Raw genomic sequence first — 23,300 nt, 5'->3', positions numbered from 1 at the left:
AGGCGAAAATTAGTACCTCAAAACCTGCCCCGCATTGCTGACGACGAACTTGCGCACATCGGCAAAACCCGGCGGGTTGCGTTCGGCCAGCACCTGAAACGGGCGCTGTGGCAGGATGATCGACCGTTGGGTGCGGGTGGCCCCGGTCTCGGCCCCCTGCCCGCCAAAAGGATCCAGTGCAAAAACCTCACGCTCGACAGTTGAAAACCAGCCAGCGCGTTCCTCGATGACCTCTTCGCTGTGCAACTCTTCGGTGGTCCAGGCCAGCGCCCAATCCTGACCTTGCGGAGATTGCGCATCCTCCAGCACCTGCCGCAAGGGGCCGGATTGTTCGGTAAAGGCCGAAGAATACATCGGACCCACATGAATGCGGCGCAGGTGTTTGGGGTGCAGGTCGTTGAAATCCTGATCAAAGCCCTTGGCGATGGTCACCAGTTTCAGCCCGCCTAAAGACTGCGCCATCAAGTGAGCCTGCACCTCAGGCCAGCGGCGTTGGTCCTTGGGCAGGGCGGTTTTGCCTGTGTCCTCCAGCTGCATCAGATAGATGACGGGCAGGTTGATCTGGCTGTCATAGACCGCCCAGTGGATCATGAACTTGCGCCGTTCGCCTACATTCCCGATCCAGTGGCACTCAGGATCGTTGCGGGCCCAGAACAGCTGACCCTTCAGCAACTCTTCATAATAGAGCCTTTGTGACAGCGCAAATTGCAGTTTGGTGGGGATTTCCCGGTCGCCGATGATCGTGCGGACCATGTCGGTTTTCAGGTCATCTTCCAAGGGCATATTCGCCAGATGCACCTGCGCCTGCTGCGCGTCATTGGCCATGGTCAGCAACTCGGCCGCCACCGGAAACCCGCTGTCGCGCTTGTCCATTGCAAGGCTGCCAAAGAACCGCCCCGTATCGCGCCCGACCAGCAGGTATTTCATCGACAGCGCGCGGAAAGTGTAGAGCAACCCCGAGAGGTAGCGCGATACGATCCGCACCTCTTGCTTGCTGATTGCGCCCTCCGCCTCCATCGTCGCGGCCACACGCAGAAGATGGACAGTGATCACCTCAAATTTGCGGAAATAGCGACGCGAGGCGAAGGTGTCAGTCAAGCCGACATGGTCTTGGCTGGGGTTAGTCATTTGCGCATACGCGAGCGGAAATTTTTGCCCTGCAGTCTTCAAGTTGAGCCACAAAAATGAAGAGGTAGAGCCCAACAACGCCGCTCACCGGCAACCCCCACCGCAAAAACAGTGGAGCTCCTAGGAACATACCTGCAAAAGGCAATGCCCACTCCTTTCTATACTTTCGCCAGAGAGCTTTTGAGAAGATTGCTTTTCCAAATGTAAACTCGCCCCCCCAACCCTCAGCAGCGTCTGATGAGGATTTCACAAAGTAAGCAATCAGAAGCTGACTGGGTAGCATGGTCCAAATCGCAACCACACTTAGAGTTGGGATATTTGCAATCAGCCCGACGCCAAACGCAATCGTTAGGGCCACCGTTATAACTGCCAATACGGCTAGAGAGATTTCTCGCGCAGAATAACGCACGCACTCATCCCCCATACAAATTCTTATCATGCTTCTCGACAATCGAGGCAAACCGGCGCGCAAACCGCTCATCCGCCTTGGCCTTTTTCTCAAGAACGTCACGGGCAAAGACCATGTGGTCCTCGTGCGCCTCAAGCATGTCGGCCATTTTCTGGTTGGTCGCGGTGCCGATGGCGGCCATCGCCGTCTGCGCCTCTTGATCCGTCTGCACACCGATCTCGTTGATGCGGTGGGCCACGTCCTGCTGCTGCGCGGTTTTCAGCGATTTTGTCAGGGCGTCATACAGCACCACGCGCTGCTGCGTGTCTGTCTGCAGCTTGTTGATCAGCACCATCTGCGTCGCCGCCTGGTTCTGGAGCGAATCGACCCAGGTCTTACCCTTTTCGATATAACGCTCCAGTGTCTGAGACTTGGCCAACTTGACCTGCTCTTCCTGAACCTTGGCGTTGTATTGCTTGTTCAGTTCGGCCAGCTGAGTTTCCAGCTGGGTGCGCGCGGCGGCGTCCTGTTCAACGCTGATCTTGTTTTCGAGCGTGATAATCGCCGGGTCCATGCCCTGAATCTCGGCCCGCAATGCTTCCAGTTCGGCCACGGTTGCCTCACGGTCATCCAGCGTGCCTGTCAGGTTGTCCTCGACCTTTACGCGTTGTTCTTCCAGCACGGTCAGCTGCCCTTGCAGCAGCTTCACGATCACATCGGATTTGGCGATCAGATCCTGCAACTTGTCGTCGATATTGGCCGTGCGCATCCGCTCTTGCCGCAGCGACTCGGATTTTCCCTTGGAAAAGATGCCAACAAACGATTCCCACCCGGTTTTCGAGCGCATCTCGTCGAAATCCTTGGAAAACGCGTTGGTAACATCGTCCAGACCCATGATCAGCTCGGCGATGTTGGCGTTCATCACCTCAGTGTGGGCGTGAACATCCTCGAGCGTGGCATTTTCGATGTCGATATCGGCCTCGGCCGTTCCAATCTTGGCCCGCGCCGCTTCGATGCGCGAGGTCAGCCCCTCAATCTGCGACTGGCTTTCGCGCACTTTCGTTTGCGTTTCTTTGATGAGCGCTTCGAATTGCTGGTTCGACATCTCTGCTGTCCTTTTTTTCTTTAATTACCCAATAAGATAGGAAATGTTACGGTCATTTACATCCCCTTGAGTCCAAAAATCACGCAAACTCTGGCAAACTTGGGGTGGAAAGAAAAGCCGCGTGATCGCAACCTGACGTAGAACTCAACGCTGCGACTATGCTGCAACGATTAGGTCCGAAAATAATTTGATCAAAACTGGGCTGATCGACCTGTATCAGTGGCCATAGACAAAGCCTTCAACACCTGATTGGGTGCGCCAACTCAATTTCTGCGCGGAGAATGACATGCTGGACGCAACGACTGATCTGAAATCAATTCTGAAGAACCCTGACTTGCTTGTAACCAAAGCCTATATCGGTGGTCAGTGGGTGGATGGTGACAACGGAACGTTCGACGTGACCAACCCGGCCCGGGGCGATGTGGTGGCCAAAGTGGCCGATGTCAGCCGGGCGCAGGTTGCCGGAGCAATTGCACAGGCCGAGGCCGCGCAAAAGGAATGGGCCAAGCTGACCGGCAAGGAACGTGCGGCGATCCTGCGGCGCTGGTTCGACCTGATGATGGAGAACGCCGAAGATCTGGGCAAGATCCTGACCGCAGAACAGGGTAAACCGCTGGCTGAGGCCATCGGCGAAATCGGCTATGGCGCGTCCTTCATCGAGTTTTTCGGTGAAGAAGCCAAGCGAGTGTATGGCGAGACCATCCCGGGACATCAGCGCGACAAGCGGATCATGGTGCTGAAACAGCCCATTGGTGTGGCGGCTTCGATCACACCCTGGAACTTTCCAAACGCCATGATCACGCGCAAGGCAGGGCCAGCGCTGGCGGCGGGGTGTGCCTTTGTTGCCCGCCCGGCGGCAGAAACACCACTGTCCGCGCTGGTTCTGGCGCTTCTTGCGGAACAAGCCGGCGTGCCAGCTGGTGTGTTCAACGTGGTGCCTTCATCCCAGGCCAGCGAGATCGGCAAGGAGTTCTGCGAAAACCCCGGTGTGCGCAAGTTGACCTTTACCGGCTCGACCGAGGTGGGGCGTATCCTGCTGCGGCAAGCTGCTGATCAGGTCATGAAATGCTCGATGGAACTGGGCGGCAATGCACCCTTTATCGTGTTTGATGACGCCGATCTGGATGCAGCCGTCGAAGGCGCGATGCTGTGCAAATTCCGCAATAACGGCCAGACCTGTGTCTGCGCCAACCGCATCTATGTACAGGCCGGTGTTTACGACGCGTTCGCTGCCAAACTGAAAGCGGCAGTTGAAGCCCTGAAAATCGGCGACGGTCTGACTGAGGGCACCACAACCGGCCCGCTGATCAATGCCGATGCGGTCGCCAAGGTGGAAGAGCATATCAGGGATGTCACGGACAAGGGCGGCGCCGTTCTGACCGGCGGATTGCCTCACGGTCTGGGCGGTACGTTCTTTCAGCCGACCATTGTGACCGGCGTGACTCAGGACATGATGGTGGCGCAGGATGAAACCTTTGGCCCGCTGGCACCGCTGTTCAAGTTCGAGAATGAAGATGACGTGATCGCCATGGCGAATGACACGATCTTTGGACTGGCCTCGTATTTCTATGCAAAGGACCTGAGCCGCGTCTACAAAGTGGCCGAGGCGCTGGAATATGGCATTGTCGGCGTGAACACCGGCATCATCTCGACTGAGCTGGGCCCGTTCGGCGGCGTCAAGCAATCCGGTCTGGGCCGAGAAGGCAGCCATCACGGCATGGAAGACTATCTTGAGATGAAATACGTCTGCATGTCGGTCTGATCTGGCGGGCCATCGCCTTGGAGCGGTGGCCATTCTGCCCGCAGGCGAGGCGTTGTTCGGGTCAAACGGACCGGTGGCGGCTGGGAAATAAACTTATTTCACCAAGCATGAATTCCCCACGCGCAAGCATCGCAGGAACTTTTCGTATGGGGCTCGATACGATCCCAAACTTACGTCTTTTCGTTTTTCGCTATCACGGTCGTTACGGTGCGCGTCACCCGACTTCTGGTTATTGCAATCGCCCCTAAGACCAAAGCACAGGCTATGGCTTGCGCAGTTGTGATCGCTTCTCCAAACGCAAAGAACCCGACTGCAAACATCGTGGGCAATTCAATGCTTCCGACAACCGCAGTTTGAGAAGCGCCGATCAGCGGCGAACAGATCGTGTAGACAAGCTGCGGCACAAGCGCCGTGACCAATCCAATTCCAATGATCAGAACCCAATCGGACTGACCTTCAGGAAGCAGCGTGGAAACGTCTGCATTCAGCATCAAAGGCAAAAGCCCAAGTACCGATCCCAGAGATACCGAGGCGATACGTGCAAGTGGCGCAATTCGGGACAACCTGTGGACCAGAACAGAAATCCCGAAGCCAAAACCAAATGGCGCCGCCAGCGAGATTAAAAGCGTAGGAATGTGCTCGACGGGAACGGATGCTGGCGAGCCTGCTATGATGGCAGCCAGAATTATGAGACCAGAAGCAAGAATCGCACGCCTTGTGGGAGTATCGGCGAACAAAGCCCACGCAATGATCAACGTGAAAACCGGATATGTCATATAGAGCACGCCCACAGTCGATGCGGGCAATGTCTTTAGGGCTGTGACATATCCGATCCAGCCAAGCCCCATCACCACTCCGACCGCAAGACCCCAACAAATCTCGCGCCAGGCTGTTCGATGTACGACGAGAACTGGCAGTAACAAAACCGCCGGAACGATGTAGCGGTAGAATGCGACCGCGAAAGGTGCGACGCCCTGCTCGGTCAGCCCCCTGCTGAAATAGGGAACAAGCCCGAAACAAATTGAAGCGAAAAGAACGCCAACAACCGCAAGCGGTTGAGGAATAGCCGGTCTAGTCTGCGTGGATGTCGTCGACATCTGCAAGTTCTAGCACAGGTTCGCGATTAGTGTAGCGGAGTTTACCGGGCCCACGCTTTGATATGCAAAGGCGTTTTCATCAAAAAAACAACGCCCCGCGTCTGGAGGAACGCGGGGCGCGGGTGTTGCGGCAGTCCGGGAGGAGGAGACTGCCGCTAGGCTTTCAAAGCCTCAGTTCACGGCCTTGGCGTCAACCACATCTTTTTCGATGGCTTTAGCCGAGGTAATTTCGATCCGGCGCGGTTTCAGTGCCTCGGGCACTTCGCGCTTCAGGTCGATGTTTAGCATTCCGTTCTCATGGCTTGCACCGGTGACACGGACGTGATCGGCCAGCGCAAAGCGACGCTCGAACGCGCGGGTTGCGATGCCGCGATGCAGATAGCTGCGGCTCTTGTCCTCGGATGCCTTCTTACCTGCAACAACCAGCGCGTTTTCTTTCACTTCAACGGACAGGTCGCTTTCTGAAAAACCGGCGACGGCCACCGAGATACGGTAAGTGTCGACATCGGTTTTTTCGATGTTGTAGGGTGGATAGCTTGGCTGTGCCACATCATTGGTCAGAACACGATCCATCATGTCGGCGATCTGGTCAAAGCCAATGGTGGCGCGGTGCAGCGGTGCAAAATCAAATGTACGCATGTGTCATATCCTCATTTTTGAGCGATTCACGATCTGGCCCTCCGGCTGGACGGACCAATGTTGATGACGGACCCCGTTGTGGCGATCCGATATCAGTGACATGGGAAGCGATTTGACCGAGTTCAACCCCCGCCGGAGCTGATGAATTTCGCGCCAGACCCGGACGCGCCGGACCCAGCCTGTAACCGGCGGATCGTAGCTGTTGGTTTTGGCGCATCGCGCCGCATGATGGACTTGAGCTCGGCCACTATTCCGTCAAGCTCCATGCCGAACCCCACCTTTCTTCGACCGTTGGTGCCTACCGCTGAAACCACGGACAAAACCTGCCAGCGCGAACCGTTTTTTACCAGAATGGCGGATCCGGAAGACCCGAAGGTGACGTCGCAATCAAATGTGATCAGGCCCTGCCTGCGATCCAATACGCGGCACGACCTTTCGCGCGTGATCGCCTCGGATCGTCCGCGCCCATACGAGGCTATGCTGATCTCGTTTCCCGAAACTCGCCCGCTGTGCAACACGAAAGGATCGGCAATCGAATACGGAATGGGCTCATTCAGCCGCATCAGGGCGACATCCATCCGAACACCTTCGTGCGAAAGCGGGTTATTTGAAGCGTAGCCGGGCAGAAGCGCAATCTGCGTGACCTGACGTTCGGCCAACGCGTTGCCGTTGCTCAGACCCGCACGAAACGTGATGTCTTTGGGCGCGTATGTTTCCCCGGTACGGCGGTCCACAGCACAATGGGCAGCGGTCAGCACCATGTCCTGCGCGATCAGCGTACCTGTGCAATAGGACTCTTCGCGCACATCCAGCCGCCCGATTGCTTCCCAACCATAAAGGTCATCCCGGTCTGTCAGCTTGCGTTTGTTGGCTTGCGCATGGGATGCGGTCGCCAGAACACTCAGGCCCAAAAGCAAAATTAATAAGACCTTGGTCATGGCCTGACAAACCTTGCACCGACGTTCTTGCCGGTACTTGAACCGGAGGTCGACAATCCAAATCCATGCCCGGCAGACAGCTCGTCGCGCAGCAGTTGCAGCGAATGTTCAACCGCAGTGCCGATCGCAACGCTCTGGCCATCCATGCTGGCCTTTGCCGCCACAACCGACACGATTTGAGGGCGCGCGCCTGTAAAGGAAAAAACCGGTGCCCCTGAAGATCCGAAATCGACGTCGCAGGACATGATCATAACGCCTGCCTGCCGGTTCATGACCGAACAAACCTGTTGCAACGAAGGTGCTTCCGACCGGTCATGCGCATATGACACCACACCCACCTCCGCACCCCGGCGGGGCTGATCTCCTGATTCAAACGGAATGACCGATGTGTTGCGGATCGGCTGCCAAAGCTCGATCAGGGCGACATCCGCGCCGACACGGTCCGTCGACGACTCGGCACTGAATTGATAATCCGGGTGAATTACAGCTTGTCTTGCCGTTCGATAAGCCAGAGCGCGGCCCAGCCGCCACCCGGCCAGAAATTCGATATCGGACGGGTTCACCCGCTGCCCGGAAACCTTGTCAAACAGGCAGTGCGCAGCTGTCAGCACAAGGGTCGGCGACACAAGCGTTCCGGTGCAAAACCCTTTTCCGGCAATATCCAGACGCCCGACAGCCATCCATTCGCGCCCGGAATCCGAGGTCTCCAGGCTTTCCAGCCTGGTGTCCTGTGCTGTAGCCGCCATCGGCAAAGCACAAAGCACAATCGCCTTAATCCAGTTGCGCACTCGGGTCTCCGGAGACTCACTCTGAAGCGTTTGTCGTACGTGCCCCGTTGGGCGAAAATAGGGCGATCGGTGTACAGGGGAATTTCCTGAGGAAATGATGCGGGTCGGCATCAGGGCGGCTCATCGCAATATGGGAACAGCGCCCTCTGCCCGTTGCAAGGCGGGTGGCTTTGGCCCCCCTGTCGCCCAATCCAGCAGCTCGACCGTATGAACGACTGGCACTTGGGTGCCGGACCCGATCTGCATCATGCAGCCGATATTGCCTGCGGCGATGATATCGGGTTTCTTGACCTCCAGTGCCTTTATTTTACGCTGCTTCAACTGACCCGAGATTTCCGGCTGCATGAGGTTGTAAGTCCCTGCGCTACCGCAGCACAAATGGCTGTCGGCGGGCTCGACCACTTTGAACCCGGCACGTTTCAGCAGGTCTTTGGGATAGGTCTTGATCTTCTGCCCATGTTGCAGTGAACAGGCTGCGTGATACGCAACAGTAAGGTCCTGATCACGCCCTTCGGGCAAATTCAGCTGCATAACCAGCTCACTGATATCCATCGCAATACCCGAGACCCGCGCAGCATCATCCGAGAGCGTGTCGTTTCGGAACATATGCCCGTAATCCTTGACTGTCGTCCCACAGCCCGAGGTATTGATCACGATGGCGTCCAATCCGTCGCCGTCCATCTCGCGAATCCAGGCCCTGATATTGGCGATTGCGGCTGCATGGCTGTCTTTCACCTTGCCCATGTGATGGGTCAGTGCTCCACAACATCCAGCACCCTCAGCCACCACAACCTCACATCCAAGCCGGGTCAGCAGACGGATCGTGGCGTCATTAATGTCGGTATTCAGCGCTTTCTGCGCGCATCCCGTCATCAGGGCCACCCGCTTTTTCCGCTCGCCTTCGGGCGCAAAGTTTTGTGGATCATCGTTGCGGCTGACCGGTGGAATGTTCATTGGCGCCATGTCCAGCATGGCACGCAACCGGGCATCTGGCATCAAGAACCGGAACGGGCGACCCAGTTTAGCCCCGATCAAGGCCCAGCGAAAGCGCATCGGATAGGGCAGGATCCGCGCCAGAACCCAACGCAAAATGCGATCCGTCAAAGGGCGCTTGTAATTCGCCTCGATATATTCACGCGCGTGATCGACCAGATGCATGTAGTGCACACCTGATGGGCAAGTGGTCATGCAAGCCAGGCAGGACAGGCACCGGTCGATATGTTTGACCGTCTTTTCGTCGGGCTGCCGCTCGTTTTCGAGCATATCCTTGATCAGATAGATGCGCCCGCGCGGGCTGTCCAACTCGTCGCCAAGAACCTGATAGGTCGGACATGTTGCCGTGCAGAATCCACAATGGACGCAATTTCGCAGAATTTCGTTCGCGCGTTTGGTTGCCGGGTCTTGCAACTGCCGTTCTGTGAATGATGTCTGCATAAACCTATCCCATCAGTCCCGGATTGAACAAACCACGTGGGTCAAACTTCGCGCGCAATCCATTTGTCAGGGTCGAGACGGCCGCGTTCTCTGGTTGAAAGCGCCCCAGTCGCGCGACCGTTTCTGCATCCGCTCGCACAAGTGTCGCGTGGCCGGAAAACACATCAAGCCGCGCGCGCAGATCCGTACCTTTCGGGACGCGCAGCCAGACAAGCCCGCCGCCCCAGTCAAAAAGCAACTGATCCGCTTCAGCACGCGCTGAAACTTCGGCCGCATCTCCGGGTTTAACTGAAAGCCGCCAGACATCCCCGTCCTGCCCCTGAAACGGATGAGCATCGCGGATACCAGCCCAAAGCGTGTCTGCATCCGCTTCCTCTGAAATCTCACCAAACCGGGACAGTTCAGCCGTCAACCTGCCTGTACGATATGCGACCGCATCCGTGAAGTCTTCGACCCTAAGCAGGGCTTTCCCGGCGTCGGGATCATACGCAGCCCCGGTTACCTCGAACGGCGATCTCAGTGCAGCGGACAACACCCGAACCGCAGTACCAGCATCCCGAACCGCAACAGATAATGTTGCCGCCCGTTCCGGTTTGGGCAGCACCTTCAGCGAGACCTCGGTCAAAACCCCTAAAGTACCCCAGGACCCGCCCATCAATTTGACCAGATCGTACCCGGTGACGTTCTTCATGACGCGGCCACCGTTCTTGATCACCTGCCCGCGCCCATCGACATAGCGCACCCCCAGCAGAAAGTCCCGGCAGGCCCCGGCCTGAATCCGTCGAGGGCCCGAAATATTGGCCGCGACGACACCGCCAATGGTCGGTTCACCCTGTGTTCCCAGCAAACCGCGATGGTCCATCGGCTCAAATGCGAGGTGCTGGCCCTCTGCTTCCAGCGCCGCCGTGATCTCTGCCAAAGGCGTCCCTGCCCGTGCAACAAGGGTCAGCGCCCCGGGTTCATATAGCGTGATACCGCGCAAAGCTCCGGTTTCGATTTCTGCATGCGGACCGACAATTCCACGCGTCCCGCCTCCGACAATGCGTACAGGGTTTTCCAACCCGGCCACCAGCTTTGCCAGATCGGCCTCAGTCTCAGGTCTCATTGGCTTCATCTTTTCAAAAATACTCCGGGGGCAAGGGGGCAGCGCCCCCTTATTCTGCTGCCATTCGCCGCGGCTCCGACACGTCGAGCGGAAACACTTTGGCCGCGTTCAGCAGCCATTTGGGATCGAAAACGTCCTTAACCGCCATCTGCGCCTCAAGGTCGGCAGGTGAATATTGATGAGACATCAGATCCCGCTTTTCGATCCCCACACCATGCTCCCCAGTCAAACAGCCGCCCTCGTCAACACACAGCTTCAGAATCTCTGCCCCGAAAGCTTCGCATTTTTCCAGATCGCCGGGTTTGTTGGCATCGAACAGGATCAGCGGATGCATATTTCCGTCGCCTGCGTGGAACACATTTCCGACCGGCAACCCAAACTCTTCACTCAGTTCTCCGATGCGGCGCAGAACGGTTGGTAGGGCTGACACCGGGATCGTCCCATCCAGACACATATAATCGTTCAATTGTCCCATGGCACCGAATGCAGATTTCCGACCCAACCAGATCTTGGCGCTTTCCTCGGCCGACTGGCTTTCGCGCAATTCAACGGGGTCATGGCGTTTGGCTATCTCGATGATTTTCGAAAGCTGATAATCGATTTCAGCGTCAGACCCCTCCACTTCGACGATCAGCAGCGCATGGCAATCGGGATAACCGGCATGGGCAAAGTTTTCGCAGGCCCTGATGCACAGGGTATCCATGAACTCGATCGCAACCGGCAATATGCCCGATTTGATGATGTCCGAGACACACTGCCCCGCAACCTCATTGTCATTGAAACCCATCAGAACCGGTCGTGCGCCTTCGGGCTTGCGAAGAATACGCAACGTGGCCTCGGTCACCACTCCCAGTTGACCTTCGGACCCACAGATGACGCCCAACAGGTCCAGACCTGGTGCATCCAGATGCGCACCACCAATTTCGACAACGCTGCCGTCCATCATGACCATGGTCACGCCCAAGAGGTTGTTTGTTGTCACCCCATATTTGAGGCAATGCGCACCGCCTGAGTTCATCGCGATATTGCCAGCAATGGCACAGGCCAGCTGCGAAGACGGATCAGGGGCGTAGAAGAAATCCTCCTCTTCGACCGCGCCGGTAACGCTCAGATTGGTGCGACCCGTCTGTACTTTGATGAAGCGGTTGTCGTAGTCGATTTCCAACACCTCATTCATCCGTGCGACGCCCAGAATGACGCAATCCGCCGTGGGCAAGGCTCCACCGGCCAATGAAGTGCCCGCGCCGCGCGGCACCACAGGCACGTTTTCGTCATGACAAATGCGCAGAACGTCCGAAACCTGCTGTGTGCTTGACGGCAGCACGGCCAGCATCGGCGCGCATTTATAGGCTGTCAAAGCGTCACACTCGTAAGCGCGGGTTTCGGCGGGGTCATGGATGATCGCATCTTCGGGCAGAACCCGCGACAGCCGCGCAACAAGCGCAGATTTCCGGCTCAGAACATCCGGGCTTGGCTTTGGCATCTCCATGGCATCACTCCTTTTGGTAAAATAATATTACCAATTTCTTACTCTGGCAAGTTCCCATGCCCGGCCTTACTGTCGCGGCCATGACCTGGATCGAACGCGCCGCTCTTTTTGCCCCTTTGGACTATGCATCACTGCTTCTGCTGCTGGGTGCGTGGCTGTGGATCGGGTGGAAAATCGAACATCCGTCGCCGCAGAGACAATCCGTAGCCCTCATGATGGACGATTATCGGCGCGACTGGATGCGCGAGATGGTGACCCGCCAACCGCGCATGTTCGACGCGCAAGTCGTGGCGGCCATGCGGCAGGGCAGTACATTTTTCGCGTCGACCACGATGATTGCCATCGGGGGCGGGCTGGCCCTGCTGGGCAACACTGAAAGACTGGCAGGCGTCGCAATCGACCTTGCCATCGGCAGTGTTCCGGCAATGGTCTGGGAGATCAAGATCCTTTTCGTCGTATTGCTGCTGGCCAACGCATTTCTGAAATATGTGTGGGCGCACCGCCTTTTCGGGTATTGCGCCGTGTTGATGGCTGCAGTTCCCAATGACCCCGAAGACCCGCAAACCTATCCCCGCGCCGGTCAGGCGGCCGAGATCTGTGTCACCGCAGCGCGCAGCTTCAACCGTGGCCTGCGCGCCACCTATTTTGCATTGGCATCGCTGGCGTGGTTTCTTGGACCTGTCGCGCTCATTTTGGGCACAGCGGTCACGTTTGGCGTCTTGTATCGGCGCGAGTTCGCCTCACATTCCCGGGAAATACTGATGGCCCGAGCCGCCAGCACGGATACGTGATACCGATGCGCTACCTCACTGGCTACACTGGTGCGATGCGATACTTTATTCTCTGTGCCTTAATGGCCAGCCCTGCCCTTGCCGACCCGCCAACAATCGAGCAGGTCCGCACTAGTGCGAACGGCGATACATGGCGGTTCGATGTAACGATCCGGCATTCCGATACGGGTTGGGATCATTACGCCGACGGCTGGCGTGTTCAGGATATGGATGGAAACGAATTGGGAATGCGCGTGCTGGTCCATCCACACGAAACCGAACAACCCTTTACCCGCTCTTTGGGTGGGGTGGTCATTCCAAAAGGCCAGAACCAGGTGCAAATTCAGGCACGGTGCATCGTCGATGGATGGAATGGAGGCACCACGGTTGTCAAACTGGATTGACCCTCAGAAAATACCTATGGCCAGACCCGCACCCAAAGCGGCTCCTGTCTCGCGGCATTGATCCAGCTGGTCTTGCGGGATTGTCTTTTCGGCCAATATGGCCTCGGGCGATTGCGCATGGGTGCAAATGATCAGCGGAGGCTGAACAGCTTTCAATCGCCAACCGGTGGCTATCCGTGCGATCTGACGGGCGGCGTTTTCGCCATCTGATCCTGCGCAAATCATCTGCGCATAGGGTCGGCCTTCTAGTTTTCCCAGCACCGGGTAGTAGCAGCGGTCGAAGAATTCCTTCATCAGACCCGAAATTGCCGCCAGGTTTTCTGGCGCGCAAAAGATGTAGCCATCGGCAGCCAGCAGATCTTCCGGCCCGGCTTGATTGGCTGGAATAAGCTTTGTGTCAGCCTCACCTCGCGCTGCTTCGGCCGCCGCTTCGGCCATCTGCCGGGCACCGCCTGTGCGGGAGTGATAAACGATCAGAAGCTGCGCCATGTCAGACCCGGTGGTAGGGGCCACCTGACAGAATGGTCGCGGCCCGGTAAAGTTGCTCGGCCAGCATCACACGGACCAGCATATGGGGCCAGACCATTGACCCGAATGAAACGGAAAAATCCGCCTCGGCCCGCAGAACTGGGTCGATTCCATCCGCGCCACCGATAACAAATGCCAGGTCCTGCCGGCCCGCGTCGCGCCAATCACCCAGCTTCTTCGCGAAATCGGGCGAGGACATGACCCGCCCCCGTTCATCCAGCGTGCACAACACTGCCCCTTTGGGTAGGGCCTTGCGCAGCAGCGCGGCCTCGGCTGCCATGCCTGCGTTTTTCTTGTCTTCAACCTCGATCACCTGCGCAGGCCCAAGGCCCAGCGCACGGCCGGTCCGGTCAAAACGGGTCAGGTAATCGTCAAGCAGTGTCTTCTCGGGTCCGGCGCGCAATCGCCCGACCGCAACTATGCTGATACGCATATCTCTCTCGCCTCCGGCCTGTTAATGCAGGCCGGGATGGCGCCTCAGTTCGCCGAGGCGCTGCCGCCCTGAGGCAGCCACATCTTTTCCAGCTGATAGAATTCACGCACTTCGGGGCGGAAGATATGGACGATGACGTCGCCCGTATCGATCAGCACCCAGTCGCCGGTGTCCTTGCCTTCGACCTTCGAGGTGAAACCGAATTCCTGCTTGATGCGATCCGTCAGCTTTTCCGCCATGGCCGAAACCTGACGGGTCGACCGACCCGAGGCAATCACCATGTGATCCGCAACCGATGATTTGCCCTGCAGGTTGATCTGCACGACGTCTTCGGCCTTGTCATCGGAAAGTGAGGAAAGGATTCGTTCAAGCAGCTTGTCGCTGATTGACTGAGAGTGGGCCATAATGTTGACCCCATCATCGGCGGGCAAACCCGCCTGTGTATGTAGAGACAGGACATAGTCCTCCTTTGCTGCGCGCCGTGAAACCCCGGCGCCGGGGTACTAATAAGGTAGCAAGGGGAATGCAACATTTCAATGAATGCACGCTGCAGGGCGTACACAGACGCTTACTCTGTGATGATCTGTTGCGCAGTTGCGCCGTCCGACAACAGCCGGACTTCGCGCTGCGGGAAGGGGATCGAGATACCTTCTTCCTTAAATGCGTCCCAAAGCGCCAGATAGACGTTGCCCCGGATATTGGTCAGCCCCTTTGTCGGGTCGCTGATCCAGAACCTCAGCACATAGTCCACGCTGCTGTCACCAAATCCGGTGATGTGGCAAACCGGTTCATGTTTGCCGCCGCTCAGGACCCGGGCAAGCGCCTTCACCGCCCTGATTGCCGTCGCGCGCACTTTATGCGGATCGTCGTCATAGCTGGTTCCAAAATCCAGATCCAACCTTACGAACCGGTCGGAATGCGACCAGTTCACCACCTGGTTGGTAATCAGATCTTCGTTTGGGATCAGGTACTCGCGCCCGTCCCGTGTTACGACCGACACGTATCGCGCGCCCAGCGCATTGATCCAACCGAACGTATCCCCCAACGAGATTACGTCGCCCGGCTTGATCGAGCGGTCCATCAGGATGATGATCCCCGATATCAGGTTCGACACCACTTTTTGCAAACCGAACCCGATACCCACGCCGATGGCGCCGGACAAAAGCGCGATGCCGGTCAGATCGAACCCTAACGTTCGGATCGCAGCCATAAAGACTGCCCCGTAAAGCAGAACCTGTATGCCTTTTGACAATAGCACCTGCATGGACGGGGTTATGTCGTCATTGCTTTGCAATGCGCGTTCGGCTGCGCGCGTGCCGATACGGGCCAGTGTCAGCAGGATACCAATCAGCAATGTGGCTTTGAGAATACCAAGGGCCGAAATATGCAGGTCCCCGATGGAAATCGCCACTCCGTCAAGAAAACCCGCGACGTCATCCGTCAGATTCAGCGCGACTAGCGTTGCGTAGATCCACATTGCCCACTTGAAAATCCGGCGAAGCGTGCGGTTTTGGACCAGTCTCGCGACCAGTGCTATTGCCAGCCATGCCGCCGCCAGCGTAGCTATCACCCCGATGATATAGCTGCGCGACGGCCAGGTGAGCTGCTGCATGATCAGATACAATGCCCACGAAAGCAGGATGAAGTAGACCAGCGCCAACCGCCGCATCAACTGTACCAGAACCCGGAGCCGCCATTTCGGCCATCCCGTGCGTGAACGGGCCCAGGCATCCCATTTAGACTGGGTCAGGAATTTCAGCAGCAAAGCCAGCGCCCACAGCAACAGGATGATGAGCAGTTGATATTGTCGCCAGCCCGGCGTGACGATCAGATCAAGCAGCTTTGCAAATTGCGCGGAAAAAGCCGCAACCATGTTGTTATAGAGGTCGGTCAGCGTACTTGGGATCAGGTCTTGGTTCATACACGTCTCCTGCGGGCCAGCTTGAACAGCAATGCGGGGTGATGCAAGCCTGACACCGGTTTTGAACCTTGATTGCCGGAAGGGCGCGGTATATCTGAACCGCATGAGACTCAATGTGGCCCAACTTCAGAATCTGGAAGATCGCGCGCGCTTGCGTGAACGGTTCTTTGGCGCTGCCCGCACGGTTCTGGCGCGCCTATCCGTCGCCTGAGCCAACTCGCCAGCTATTTCTCATTACATACGGGAGAGGACCGATGTCCCCCAAGACACTCTATGACAAGATCTGGGATGCCCATGTCGCGCACGAAGCCGATGATGGAACCTGCCTGCTTTATATCGACCGCCATCTGGTGCACGAAGTCACCAGCCCGCAGGCTTTTGAAGGGCTGCGCATGGCAGGCCGCAAGGTGCGCGCGCCGGAAAAGACCATCGCCGTACCGGACCACAACGTGCCGACCACGCCGGACCGCGTGAACGGGATCGAAAACCCGGAATCGCGCATTCAGGTCGAAGCGCTGGACAAGAACGCCAAGGATTTCGGCATTCACTACTACCCGGTGAATGACGTGCGCCAGGGCATTGTCCACATCGTTGGCCCGGAACAGGGCTGGACCCTGCCGGGTATGACCGTTGTCTGCGGCGACAGCCACACAGCGACCCATGGTGCATTCGGCGCGCTGGCTCACGGTATTGGTACGTCTGAGGTTGAGCATGTTCTGGCAACGCAAACGCTGATCCAGAAGAAGTCCAAGAACATGAAGGTGGAAATCACCGGTAAGTTGCAACCGGGCGTGACCGCTAAGGACATCACTCTGGCCGTAATCGGTGAGACCGGCACCGCTGGCGGTACCGGCTATGTCATCGAGTATTGCGGTGAAGCAATCCGTGATCTGTCGATGGAAGGTCGCATGACCGTCTGCAACATGGCAATCGAAGGCGGTGCTCGTGCCGGTCTGATCGCGCCGGATGAAACAACGTTCGACTACGTTAAAGGCCGCCCGCACGCGCCGAAGGGCGCGCAATGGGAAGCGGCTCTGACTTGGTGGAAAACGCTCTTTACTGATGAAGGCGCGCATTTCGACAAGGTCATCACCTTGCGCGGCGAGGACATCGCGCCGGTCGTGACTTGGGGCACTAGCCCCGAGGACGTTCTGCCGATCACCGCAACCGTACCGAACCCCGAAGATTTCGAAGGCGGCAAAGTCGACGCGGCCCGCCGCTCCATTGAATACATGGGGCTGAAGGTCGGTCAGAAGCTGAGCGAAGTTGAGATCGACACTGTCTTTATCGGCTCGTGCACCAACGGCCGGATCGAGGACCTGCGTGCTGCCGCCGAGATTCTGAAGGGCAAAAAGATCAAGGACGGCATACGCGCCATGGTCGTTCCGGGCTCGGGTCTGGTCCGCGCGCAGGCCGAAGAAGAAGGTCTGGCGGATATCTTCAAAGAAGCCGGTTTCGAATGGCGTCTGGCAGGATGTTCGATGTGTCTGGCGATGAATCCCGACCAGTTGCAACCGGGTGAACGCTGCGCCGCGACTTCGAACCGCAACTTCGAAGGCCGTCAAGGCCGGGGCGGGCGTACCCACCTGCTGAGCCCGGCAATGGCCGCCGCAGCGGCAATCACAGGACGGCTGACAGACGTCCGTGAAATGATGTAAGCTGCCCTCATAACTGGATATTTGAGGGATTAAAGACATGAGTGACTGGACAAAATGGCTATTGCTTGGACTTCTGTCCATCATGTTCGGCATCTTTGTGCTGGGCGCACCGGTCGTGGCATCAATTACCGTGACGGTGGTCACAGGTGTATTGCTGCTGATTTCTGGCGCATTGCAGGTTGTTGGCGGCTTCACAGTCGAAGGGACCGGCAACAAGATACTGTCATTTATCATGGGTGTCGTGATGCTGTTTCTGGGCTGGTCCTTTCTGGATCACCCACTGCAAGGAACGCTGACGCTGGCAACCGTCTGCCTGATCCTGTTCATGGCTGGCGGCATTGCCCGAGTGATCCTATCGTTCCAGATGCGCGGAACACAGTATTTCTGGGCGACGCTGGTCTCGGGCATCATGTCAATTGTTCTGGCGATCCTGATCTGGCGCTTTGCAGCGATGGATCCTTCGGTGCTGCTGCAATTGCTGGGCATCCTGCTGGGGATCGAAATGATCTTTAACGGGCTCGGCCTTGTCTTCATGGCGTTCTTCGTCAAGGACGCTCCAAAAGAAACGAAACAAGCTTAACGCGGGGCCTGGGCGCGGCCCTCTCCCGCAGGAGTGTGAACATGGATAAGTTTGAAAAAGTCCACGGGGTGGCCGCCCCAATGCCGCTGATCAATATCGACACCGATATGATCATCCCGAAAGTGCACCTGAAAACCATCAAACGGTCCGGCCTGGGCATCGTTCTGTTCGACGAGATGCGCTATCACGATGACGGTCAGGAGAATGAAGAATTCGTCCTGAACAAGCCCGCCTATCGCGAGGCCGAGATTCTGGTTGCAGGCGACAACTTCGGCTGTGGGTCCTCGCGCGAACACGCGCCCTGGGCGATCAAGGATTTCGGCATCAAGGTCGTGATCTCGACCAGTTTTGCCGACATCTTCTTCAACAACTGTTTCAAGAACGGCATTCTGCCGATCGTTGTCGGGGCAGAACACCACGCGATCCTGATGGATGATGCGCATAAAGGCGAAAACGCCCGCATGACCGTACATCTGGAAGATCAGCAGATCACCACATCGGACGGCATCGTGATCGATTTCGAAATCGATCCTCACCGCAAGCACTGCCTGCTGAATGGTCTAGACGATATCGGGCTGACGATGGAAAAAGATCATCACATCGACAAGTTCGAGGATCACGCCAGTCAGGCCCGTCCCTGGGTGTGATTCTGGGGGCGAATCTGTGGATACTCAACCTGACGGGGTCGCCAAGGCGGCCCCGCTCGCATTCTTGGGGTTGATTTTTTGAAAACCACAACATGTGGGTATCAATTTGAGATACACGTCGGATTTGCGTCGAAAATGATGCAATACCGCACCAGTTGCGCCATCTTTTTGCCCGAAATCACGTGTTTTCTGCACCTCGGCTTGAGCAAAATGCAGCTTATCGTTCATGTTGGCGCTAAAGAGGATCCGTCAACGTCAGACGAAGCGACGGGCGCAAGTTGGAAACAAGTCGACAAAGATCGGCTGATCCGGTTTGAAAAAGGGTTCGGATAGTGATTGCGCGCACAACAGGGGCGGCTATACGCGGTATACTTGTTGCACTTATGGTGCTGACACCTGCGTTGTACCTGCCTGTCTCATCTACGAACGGGACCGAGATACTGGTCTTTCTCGCGATCCTCGCGTTTATCCTGACCTTTGCCGAATACAATTCCGCATTTCCCAGCTTTATCGAATTCCGCGACGCGCCCCCGGTCAATCGCCTTCGGTTTGTCGGCCTGATGTCGATGGTCACCTTTCTGACGCTGATCTGCAAAAACGCCTTTGAACCAACGCAGCTGACCACATTCTCTTATTCGGTTGGCCTGGCTGTCGCAAATGTGGTGGACTTCCCCTATTCTCCGGTGCGCCTCATCGTGCTGATGTTACCCCCGGATGCCAGCCACGCCTTGATCGAACTGGTCCGCATCACGGCCAGCGTGGCTTATGTTGCGGCTTTGGTCACGATTGTCAGCTTTGCCTATGCGGTCAGGGTTCGGGGATGGCCAACCGGCAATGGCGCCTTCAATGTGTGGACTAACTTGCCGCTGTTTGACCCGACCAAAGGGGGTGATGTCGTTGCGCGCCTTCAAAGGGATGGCCGCCTGAACATCTGTATCGGCATTCTGCTGCCATTCCTCATTCCGGCGATCATCAAGTTGATGAGCAGTGTGATCGCCCCGATCTCCCTCGGGAATCCACAGACCTTGATCTGGACCATGAGCGCATGGGCCTTCCTGCCCGCCAGCATGATCATGCGCGGCATGGCGACCCTCAGGATCGCGGGCTTGATCATGGAAAAACGCCGCGCCTATTCGACCAGCGAGTCAACACAGACCGCATGATCCGCATCTTGTGTCTGCTATGGCTGCCCTTTGCGGCACAGGCAGAAGTCGTGCGCATTGCCACCTATAATACCGAGCTTAGCAGAAATGGTCCCGGTTTTTTGCTTCGCGACATTCAACGCGATGACGCGCAGGTTCTGGCCGTTGTCGACGTTATTGCGTCGGCGCGCCCTGACATAATCGCCCTTCAGGGTATCGACTGGGATCTGAACAATACCGCTGTAATCGCCCTGATTGGGAAACTGCGCAACGCGGGGCTTGATTATGGATATTACCTTGCCACACAACCCAATGCCGGCCTGGAAACCTCGCTTGATCTGGACGGTGATGGCAAGACCCAAGGCCCCGGCGACGCGCAAGGCTGGGGGCAGTTCACCGGTCAGGGTGGGTTGGCGGTGTTGTCGCGATACGAAATTATCACCGCCGAGGTTCAGGATTATTCCGAGCTGTTGTGGCGGAGTTTACCGGGCGCCACCTTGCCTAGAGTAAACGGGCAACCCTTCCCGTCTGACGCGGCACATCAGATACAACGCCTGTCTTCGACCGCACACTGGGTTGTACCGATCGAAACCCCTTATGGGCGGCTCAACTTGATGACCCTTCATGCGACGCCACCCGTTTTCGATGGGCCCGAGGATCGAAATGGCTTGCGCAATCAGGATGAGATCCGGCTCTGGTCCGTTTTACTGAACGGTGAACTGGGGCCAGTCCCCGAAAGTCCCTTTTTGATCGCCGGCGATGCCAACCTTGACCCAGCGCGTGGGGAGGGCCGTAAACAGGCCATTCAGTCCCTTCTGGCCCATCCGCGTTTGCAAGACCCGCTGCCGAAAGACCCGTCAGGCTCGACCTCAACGGTCGCTTGGAAGGCCACGGGTGAAATGCGCGTGGATTATGTGTTGCCGTCCGCCGACCTGCGCATTTCGGACGCCGGTGTTACGTGGCCGAAAGAAGGCAGTAAGCTATACGAATCTGCCCTGCGCGCCAGCAGGCACCGATTGGTCTGGGTTGACGTCACCCTGCCCTAAGGCGTGACCGTCTCTCCGTTCGCATAGGGCAAAGCCACTTGGCTGGGTGAGATCGCAGAACGCAATGCATCATCCAGATCTGTCTGATACACAGAACCCAGCAACTCGGTCAGGTACGATCCGTCCAACTGGTGCGACACCTGCCACAGATACCGCATTTCAATCAGGTGTGAGGACATGCGCCAGAATGGTCGCGCCAGCTGCAATGGCCACCATTGCATAGGCTTCACGAATATGTCCCTTCCAGTCACTCTCGACAAAGACTGCGCGATCTCAGTTCCGGTCAGAGTATAGCCAGCGAAAGGAACATCGCAGAACCGCGGCAGATCCTTTCGGATTTCACACAGCGCGACGGCAGCTTGGGCCAGATCAGGCAGATAGGCCCAGGCGTGCAAAGCTTCTGGATCTCCGGGATACACGAATTGATTGCGCGACAGATGCTTGATCATGACCTGATCGAACCAGTTTCCAGATGCCTCGGTGTCAATGAAATCACCCGCACGCAGAAGGATCGTTCTGACGGTTGAAGCGCGATACGCCTCCTCCATCTCGATCCGGATACGGCCAAGCGGATTGGTGGCCAAGTGCGGTGTAAGGCCGGACCATGGGCCTTGCGTGCCCGGTCCAAAAACGTAGACGTTTCCGGGAACCAGTACGGTGGCTCCGGTCTCGGACGCGGCGTCTATCACACGTCTGGTCAGGTCGGGCATTTCACGCGACCAATCAGGATAGAGCGGGTTCCACCCGTTTACGATGACATCCACCCCTTTTGCCGCCTGGGAAAGAGAACCGGACCCGCGACGGAATGTCTGCACGGCCCAGCCTGCATTCCGAAACGCCTTTGCAGCATTGCGCCCAAACCGGCCCGATGCGCCGAGTATCAGTGCAGTTTGTGTCATTGATGCCTCCTGTTTCAGACCAATCTATCCATTCAATGCACGTATTGAATTGCCGAGAAATGCAGAATGTGTATTCAATTTTGAATGGACAAAGCACTGACACATGCGGATTGGTCTCTGATCCAGAGCTTTCTGGCCGTGGCCGAAACGGGGTCCCTGTCCGCCGCTGCACGGCACCTTGATCGCAGCCAGCCCACATTGGGACGACAAGTACAAAGCCTTGAGACCGAACTGGGCGTATCCTTGTTCGACCGGCACGCGCGCGGCCTGAAACTGAGCGTGGCAGGGTCCCAGCTTTTGCCGATGGCGCAGCAAATGCACAGCGCCATGACTGCATTCAGCCTTGCCGCCGCAGGGCAGTCGCAGCAACTTGAAGGCTCGGTCCGCATCACCGCTTCGGTCTTCGCGTCGCATCACCTGCTGCCACCGATTCTGGCGTATATCCGAAGGCAGGAACCCGCCATTCAACTTGAGCTGGTCGCCACAGACACCACGGAAAACCTGTTATACCGCGAGGCGGATATTGCCGTTCGCATGTATCGCCCGGCGCAGATGGATATCATTTCGCGATATCTGGGGGAGGTGCCGCTATGCTTTTGCGCGGCCAAGTCCTATCTCGACCGTAGGGGACGCCCCAATACACCCGAAGAACTTTTTTCCCACGACCTAGTGGGGTTTGACGCCAATCAGGAAATCATCAAGGCCATGCGCGAAAAAGGGTGGCCCGCAAGCCGCAACAGTTTTGCGACCCGCTGCGATCTGCAAAGCGCCTATTGGGAACTGATCCGCGCGGGATGCGGCATTGGCTTCAGCCAGGTCCAGATGGCCGAAGCCGACCCGGATGTCGAAATCTTGCCGCTGGATGTTGAAATCCCGGTTCTGCCCGTGTGGTTGGCTGCGCCGCAGGCCATGCGCCAGACCCCGCGTATCCGCAGGGTCTGGGATTTGTTGGCAGAAGGGCTCAAAGCCTCTCTTTGAGCGTCAAAGTGGGCCGGTATAAGTTCCACGCGCGGGATAGTTGTTGCCCAAAGTGAACTTCAGACCACCCGCGATATCCGACATCGACGGGCGACCGAAAGGCGTGGTCTGTCGCCAAGCATAGTACAGCGTCCGGTCAGGTGCGATGTAGAAATGTCCGGGCTCTGCGAACAGGTCTGGTTCGGCACTGCCTTCGCGCTTGGTCGAGATGTTCAGCCCCAACCCTCCCGCGCCTCAGACAGGGGCAGGCTGTGGCCTACGCGTAAGCGGGAAACATTGGCTTTTGCGGCGGTTTCAGCGGCACGTTCGGCGGTATCGGTGGTGATCATGATAACCTCGACACCCAGCGCCGCGAAATCGTCCAGCGCCGCCTCGGCCTCGGTCATCTGTCTGATGCAGATCGGGCAATGCAATCCGCGAT

Annotated in this window: 28 protein-coding genes; 10 read left to right on the top strand and 18 right to left on the bottom strand. The window is 57.3% G+C overall.

The annotated features are described in order from the left end of the window. Nucleotides 1–9 precede the first annotated feature (9 nt). The 3 genes from AC2FNC_RS15100 to AC2FNC_RS15090 are packed head-to-tail and all read right to left on the bottom strand — an operon-like array spanning nt 10 to nt 2,621. A complete protein-coding gene (locus tag AC2FNC_RS15100; protein ID WP_496715770.1) occupies nt 10–1,128 on the bottom strand; it encodes a hypothetical protein in 1,119 nt (372 codons plus the stop codon). Further along, nucleotides 1,121–1,537 (bottom strand): hypothetical protein, encoded by a 417-nt coding sequence (locus AC2FNC_RS15095; protein ID WP_480555297.1) that lies wholly within the window; start codon nt 1,535–1,537, stop codon nt 1,121–1,123. Before AC2FNC_RS15095 ends, AC2FNC_RS15100 begins: the two co-directional genes overlap by 8 nt. A gap of 4 nt (nt 1,538–1,541) precedes the next feature. Next, nucleotides 1,542–2,621, bottom strand: coding sequence for a coiled-coil domain-containing protein (locus AC2FNC_RS15090; RefSeq protein ID WP_267365200.1), 1,080 nt, complete (start codon nt 2,619–2,621; stop codon nt 1,542–1,544). 286 nt (nt 2,622–2,907) lie between these two features. On the opposite strand from AC2FNC_RS15090, the gene AC2FNC_RS15085 reads away from it, so the two are divergent. Next, nucleotides 2,908–4,383, top strand: a complete 1,476-nt coding sequence (locus AC2FNC_RS15085) for an NAD-dependent succinate-semialdehyde dehydrogenase (RefSeq protein ID WP_496715768.1) — start codon at nt 2,908–2,910, stop codon at nt 4,381–4,383. A 170-nt stretch (nt 4,384–4,553) separates the two neighbouring features. On the opposite strand, the gene AC2FNC_RS15080 is transcribed toward AC2FNC_RS15085, so the two are convergent. The 7 genes from AC2FNC_RS15080 to AC2FNC_RS15050 form a co-directional block, all read right to left on the bottom strand. Continuing rightward, a complete protein-coding gene (locus tag AC2FNC_RS15080; protein WP_480520062.1) occupies nt 4,554–5,480 on the bottom strand; it encodes a DMT family transporter in 927 nt (308 codons plus the stop codon). Nucleotides 5,481–5,651: 171 nt separating this feature from the next. Then, entirely contained in the window at nt 5,652–6,119 is a 468-nt protein-coding gene (locus tag AC2FNC_RS15075) for an Hsp20 family protein (protein WP_480474711.1), read from the bottom strand. Nucleotides 6,120–6,241: 122 nt separating this feature from the next. Continuing rightward, nucleotides 6,242–7,057 (bottom strand): trypsin-like serine peptidase, encoded by an 816-nt coding sequence (locus AC2FNC_RS15070; RefSeq protein ID WP_496715767.1) that lies wholly within the window; start codon nt 7,055–7,057, stop codon nt 6,242–6,244. Then, complete coding sequence (locus AC2FNC_RS15065; protein WP_480520066.1) at nt 7,054–7,845, bottom strand: trypsin-like serine peptidase; 792 nt, start codon at nt 7,843–7,845, stop codon at nt 7,054–7,056. Before AC2FNC_RS15065 ends, AC2FNC_RS15070 begins: the two co-directional genes overlap by 4 nt. A 120-nt stretch (nt 7,846–7,965) precedes the next feature. Beyond that, entirely contained in the window at nt 7,966–9,279 is a 1,314-nt protein-coding gene (gene glcF / locus AC2FNC_RS15060; RefSeq protein WP_480623307.1) for a glycolate oxidase subunit GlcF, read from the bottom strand. Nucleotides 9,280–9,283: 4 nt separating this feature from the next. After that, on the bottom strand, nt 9,284–10,384 hold the full coding sequence (locus tag AC2FNC_RS15055; protein WP_480555302.1) for an FAD-binding protein: 1,101 nt from the start codon (nt 10,382–10,384) through the stop codon (nt 9,284–9,286). Nucleotides 10,385–10,433: 49 nt separating this feature from the next. Next, nucleotides 10,434–11,873, bottom strand: a complete 1,440-nt coding sequence (locus AC2FNC_RS15050) for an FAD-linked oxidase C-terminal domain-containing protein (RefSeq protein ID WP_496715765.1) — start codon at nt 11,871–11,873, stop codon at nt 10,434–10,436. Between the two features lie 80 nt (nt 11,874–11,953). Between AC2FNC_RS15050 and AC2FNC_RS15045 the strand changes: the two genes are divergently transcribed. Both AC2FNC_RS15045 and AC2FNC_RS15040 read left to right on the top strand, forming a co-directional pair. After that, nucleotides 11,954–12,664, top strand: a complete 711-nt coding sequence (locus tag AC2FNC_RS15045) for a DUF599 domain-containing protein (RefSeq protein WP_480476878.1) — start codon at nt 11,954–11,956, stop codon at nt 12,662–12,664. 35 nt (nt 12,665–12,699) lie between these two features. Beyond that, nucleotides 12,700–13,047 carry a hypothetical protein gene (locus tag AC2FNC_RS15040; RefSeq protein WP_480476876.1) on the top strand — a complete coding sequence of 116 codons (348 nt, stop codon included), beginning with the start codon at nt 12,700–12,702 and terminating at the stop codon, nt 13,045–13,047. A 3-nt stretch (nt 13,048–13,050) separates the two neighbouring features. Here AC2FNC_RS15040 and AC2FNC_RS15035 read toward each other — a convergent pair whose 3' ends face one another. The 4 genes from AC2FNC_RS15035 to AC2FNC_RS15020 all read right to left on the bottom strand — a co-directional run bounded on the left by AC2FNC_RS15035 (nt 13,051) and on the right by AC2FNC_RS15020 (nt 15,929). Beyond that, nucleotides 13,051–13,536 (bottom strand): flavodoxin family protein, encoded by a 486-nt coding sequence (locus AC2FNC_RS15035; protein ID WP_496715764.1) that lies wholly within the window; start codon nt 13,534–13,536, stop codon nt 13,051–13,053. 1 nt (nt 13,537) lies between these two features. Next, nucleotides 13,538–14,008, bottom strand: a complete 471-nt coding sequence (gene rlmH / locus AC2FNC_RS15030) for a 23S rRNA (pseudouridine(1915)-N(3))-methyltransferase RlmH (RefSeq protein WP_480488167.1) — start codon at nt 14,006–14,008, stop codon at nt 13,538–13,540. A 44-nt stretch (nt 14,009–14,052) separates the two neighbouring features. Continuing rightward, on the bottom strand, nt 14,053–14,412 hold the full coding sequence (gene rsfS / locus AC2FNC_RS15025) for a ribosome silencing factor (protein ID WP_209599225.1): 360 nt from the start codon (nt 14,410–14,412) through the stop codon (nt 14,053–14,055). A gap of 164 nt (nt 14,413–14,576) precedes the next feature. Next, a complete protein-coding gene (locus AC2FNC_RS15020; RefSeq protein WP_496715762.1) occupies nt 14,577–15,929 on the bottom strand; it encodes a mechanosensitive ion channel family protein in 1,353 nt (450 codons plus the stop codon). Between the two features lie 115 nt (nt 15,930–16,044). On the opposite strand from AC2FNC_RS15020, the gene AC2FNC_RS15015 reads away from it, so the two are divergent. The 4 genes from AC2FNC_RS15015 to leuD are packed head-to-tail and all read left to right on the top strand — an operon-like array spanning nt 16,045 to nt 18,814. Further along, on the top strand, nt 16,045–16,140 hold the full coding sequence (locus AC2FNC_RS15015; RefSeq protein WP_245220657.1) for an isopropylmalate isomerase: 96 nt from the start codon (nt 16,045–16,047) through the stop codon (nt 16,138–16,140). A gap of 43 nt (nt 16,141–16,183) precedes the next feature. After that, the gene (gene leuC, locus AC2FNC_RS15010) at nt 16,184–17,587 is read left to right on the top strand and encodes a 3-isopropylmalate dehydratase large subunit (RefSeq protein ID WP_480494511.1); all 1,404 of its coding nucleotides are present in this window, start codon (nt 16,184–16,186) and stop codon (nt 17,585–17,587) included. A gap of 37 nt (nt 17,588–17,624) precedes the next feature. Beyond that, entirely contained in the window at nt 17,625–18,167 is a 543-nt protein-coding gene (locus tag AC2FNC_RS15005; RefSeq protein WP_480520084.1) for an HdeD family acid-resistance protein, read from the top strand. Between the two features lie 41 nt (nt 18,168–18,208). Next, nucleotides 18,209–18,814, top strand: coding sequence for a 3-isopropylmalate dehydratase small subunit (leuD, locus tag AC2FNC_RS15000; RefSeq protein ID WP_480520086.1), 606 nt, complete (start codon nt 18,209–18,211; stop codon nt 18,812–18,814). A gap of 24 nt (nt 18,815–18,838) precedes the next feature. Here leuD and AC2FNC_RS14995 read toward each other — a convergent pair whose 3' ends face one another. Next, nucleotides 18,839–19,042, bottom strand: coding sequence for a hypothetical protein (locus AC2FNC_RS14995; RefSeq protein WP_496715760.1), 204 nt, complete (start codon nt 19,040–19,042; stop codon nt 18,839–18,841). A 104-nt stretch (nt 19,043–19,146) separates the two neighbouring features. On the opposite strand from AC2FNC_RS14995, the gene AC2FNC_RS14990 reads away from it, so the two are divergent. Together AC2FNC_RS14990 and AC2FNC_RS14985 are read left to right on the top strand one after the other, a co-directional pair. Continuing rightward, a complete protein-coding gene (locus AC2FNC_RS14990; RefSeq protein WP_496715759.1) occupies nt 19,147–19,977 on the top strand; it encodes a hypothetical protein in 831 nt (276 codons plus the stop codon). Beyond that, nucleotides 19,974–21,002 (top strand): endonuclease/exonuclease/phosphatase family protein, encoded by a 1,029-nt coding sequence (locus AC2FNC_RS14985; protein ID WP_496715757.1) that lies wholly within the window; start codon nt 19,974–19,976, stop codon nt 21,000–21,002. The genes AC2FNC_RS14990 and AC2FNC_RS14985 overlap by 4 nt, the downstream gene beginning before the upstream one ends. Here the strand turns inward: AC2FNC_RS14985 and AC2FNC_RS14980 are convergent. Next, a complete protein-coding gene (locus tag AC2FNC_RS14980) occupies nt 20,999–21,901 on the bottom strand; it encodes a Rossmann-fold NAD(P)-binding domain-containing protein (RefSeq protein WP_496715756.1) in 903 nt (300 codons plus the stop codon). The genes AC2FNC_RS14985 and AC2FNC_RS14980 overlap by 4 nt on opposite strands. A gap of 84 nt (nt 21,902–21,985) precedes the next feature. Between AC2FNC_RS14980 and AC2FNC_RS14975 the strand changes: the two genes are divergently transcribed. Beyond that, nucleotides 21,986–22,879 (top strand): LysR family transcriptional regulator, encoded by an 894-nt coding sequence (locus tag AC2FNC_RS14975; RefSeq protein ID WP_480474690.1) that lies wholly within the window; start codon nt 21,986–21,988, stop codon nt 22,877–22,879. 3 nt (nt 22,880–22,882) lie between these two features. Here AC2FNC_RS14975 and AC2FNC_RS14970 read toward each other — a convergent pair whose 3' ends face one another. Then, nucleotides 22,883–23,101: a hypothetical protein gene (locus tag AC2FNC_RS14970; RefSeq protein WP_496715754.1), complete on the bottom strand. Its 219-nt coding sequence runs from the start codon at nt 23,099–23,101 to the stop codon at nt 22,883–22,885. Beyond that, on the bottom strand, nt 23,092–23,300 hold a 209-nt coding region (locus tag AC2FNC_RS14965), incomplete at its 5' end, for a redoxin domain-containing protein (protein WP_496715753.1). The genes AC2FNC_RS14965 and AC2FNC_RS14970, both read right to left, overlap by 10 nt.

It is taken from the genome of Ruegeria sp. BHSA123 (assembly GCF_059613425.1).
This window is presented reverse-complemented; position numbering and strand designations above follow the sequence as displayed.

What these genes read in the sequence shown, in the direction of transcription:
- AC2FNC_RS15100 (WP_496715770.1), bottom strand. Translation starts at nt 1,128, where the DNA reads ATGACTAACCCCAGCCAAGACCATGTCGGCTTGACTGACACCTTCGCC.
- AC2FNC_RS15090 (WP_267365200.1), bottom strand. Translation starts at nt 2,621, where the DNA reads ATGTCGAACCAGCAATTCGAAGCGCTCATCAAAGAAACGCAAACGAAA.
- AC2FNC_RS15085 (WP_496715768.1), top strand. Translation starts at nt 2,908, where the DNA reads ATGCTGGACGCAACGACTGATCTGAAATCAATTCTGAAGAACCCTGAC.
- AC2FNC_RS15080 (WP_480520062.1), bottom strand. Translation starts at nt 5,480, where the DNA reads ATGTCGACGACATCCACGCAGACTAGACCGGCTATTCCTCAACCGCTT.
- AC2FNC_RS15075 (WP_480474711.1), bottom strand. Translation starts at nt 6,119, where the DNA reads ATGCGTACATTTGATTTTGCACCGCTGCACCGCGCCACCATTGGCTTT.
- AC2FNC_RS15070 (WP_496715767.1), bottom strand. Translation starts at nt 7,057, where the DNA reads ATGACCAAGGTCTTATTAATTTTGCTTTTGGGCCTGAGTGTTCTGGCG.
- glcF (WP_480623307.1), bottom strand. Translation starts at nt 9,279, where the DNA reads ATGCAGACATCATTCACAGAACGGCAGTTGCAAGACCCGGCAACCAAA.
- AC2FNC_RS15055 (WP_480555302.1), bottom strand. Translation starts at nt 10,384, where the DNA reads ATGAGACCTGAGACTGAGGCCGATCTGGCAAAGCTGGTGGCCGGGTTG.
- AC2FNC_RS15050 (WP_496715765.1), bottom strand. Translation starts at nt 11,873, where the DNA reads ATGGAGATGCCAAAGCCAAGCCCGGATGTTCTGAGCCGGAAATCTGCG.
- AC2FNC_RS15045 (WP_480476878.1), top strand. Translation starts at nt 11,954, where the DNA reads ATGACCTGGATCGAACGCGCCGCTCTTTTTGCCCCTTTGGACTATGCA.
- AC2FNC_RS15040 (WP_480476876.1), top strand. Translation starts at nt 12,700, where the DNA reads ATGCGATACTTTATTCTCTGTGCCTTAATGGCCAGCCCTGCCCTTGCC.
- AC2FNC_RS15035 (WP_496715764.1), bottom strand. Translation starts at nt 13,536, where the DNA reads ATGGCGCAGCTTCTGATCGTTTATCACTCCCGCACAGGCGGTGCCCGG.
- rlmH (WP_480488167.1), bottom strand. Translation starts at nt 14,008, where the DNA reads ATGCGTATCAGCATAGTTGCGGTCGGGCGATTGCGCGCCGGACCCGAG.
- rsfS (WP_209599225.1), bottom strand. Translation starts at nt 14,412, where the DNA reads ATGGCCCACTCTCAGTCAATCAGCGACAAGCTGCTTGAACGAATCCTT.
- AC2FNC_RS15020 (WP_496715762.1), bottom strand. Translation starts at nt 15,929, where the DNA reads ATGAACCAAGACCTGATCCCAAGTACGCTGACCGACCTCTATAACAAC.
- leuC (WP_480494511.1), top strand. Translation starts at nt 16,184, where the DNA reads ATGTCCCCCAAGACACTCTATGACAAGATCTGGGATGCCCATGTCGCG.
- AC2FNC_RS15005 (WP_480520084.1), top strand. Translation starts at nt 17,625, where the DNA reads ATGAGTGACTGGACAAAATGGCTATTGCTTGGACTTCTGTCCATCATG.
- leuD (WP_480520086.1), top strand. Translation starts at nt 18,209, where the DNA reads ATGGATAAGTTTGAAAAAGTCCACGGGGTGGCCGCCCCAATGCCGCTG.
- AC2FNC_RS14995 (WP_496715760.1), bottom strand. Translation starts at nt 19,042, where the DNA reads ATGAACGATAAGCTGCATTTTGCTCAAGCCGAGGTGCAGAAAACACGT.
- AC2FNC_RS14985 (WP_496715757.1), top strand. Translation starts at nt 19,974, where the DNA reads ATGATCCGCATCTTGTGTCTGCTATGGCTGCCCTTTGCGGCACAGGCA.
- AC2FNC_RS14980 (WP_496715756.1), bottom strand. Translation starts at nt 21,901, where the DNA reads ATGACACAAACTGCACTGATACTCGGCGCATCGGGCCGGTTTGGGCGC.
- AC2FNC_RS14975 (WP_480474690.1), top strand. Translation starts at nt 21,986, where the DNA reads ATGGACAAAGCACTGACACATGCGGATTGGTCTCTGATCCAGAGCTTT.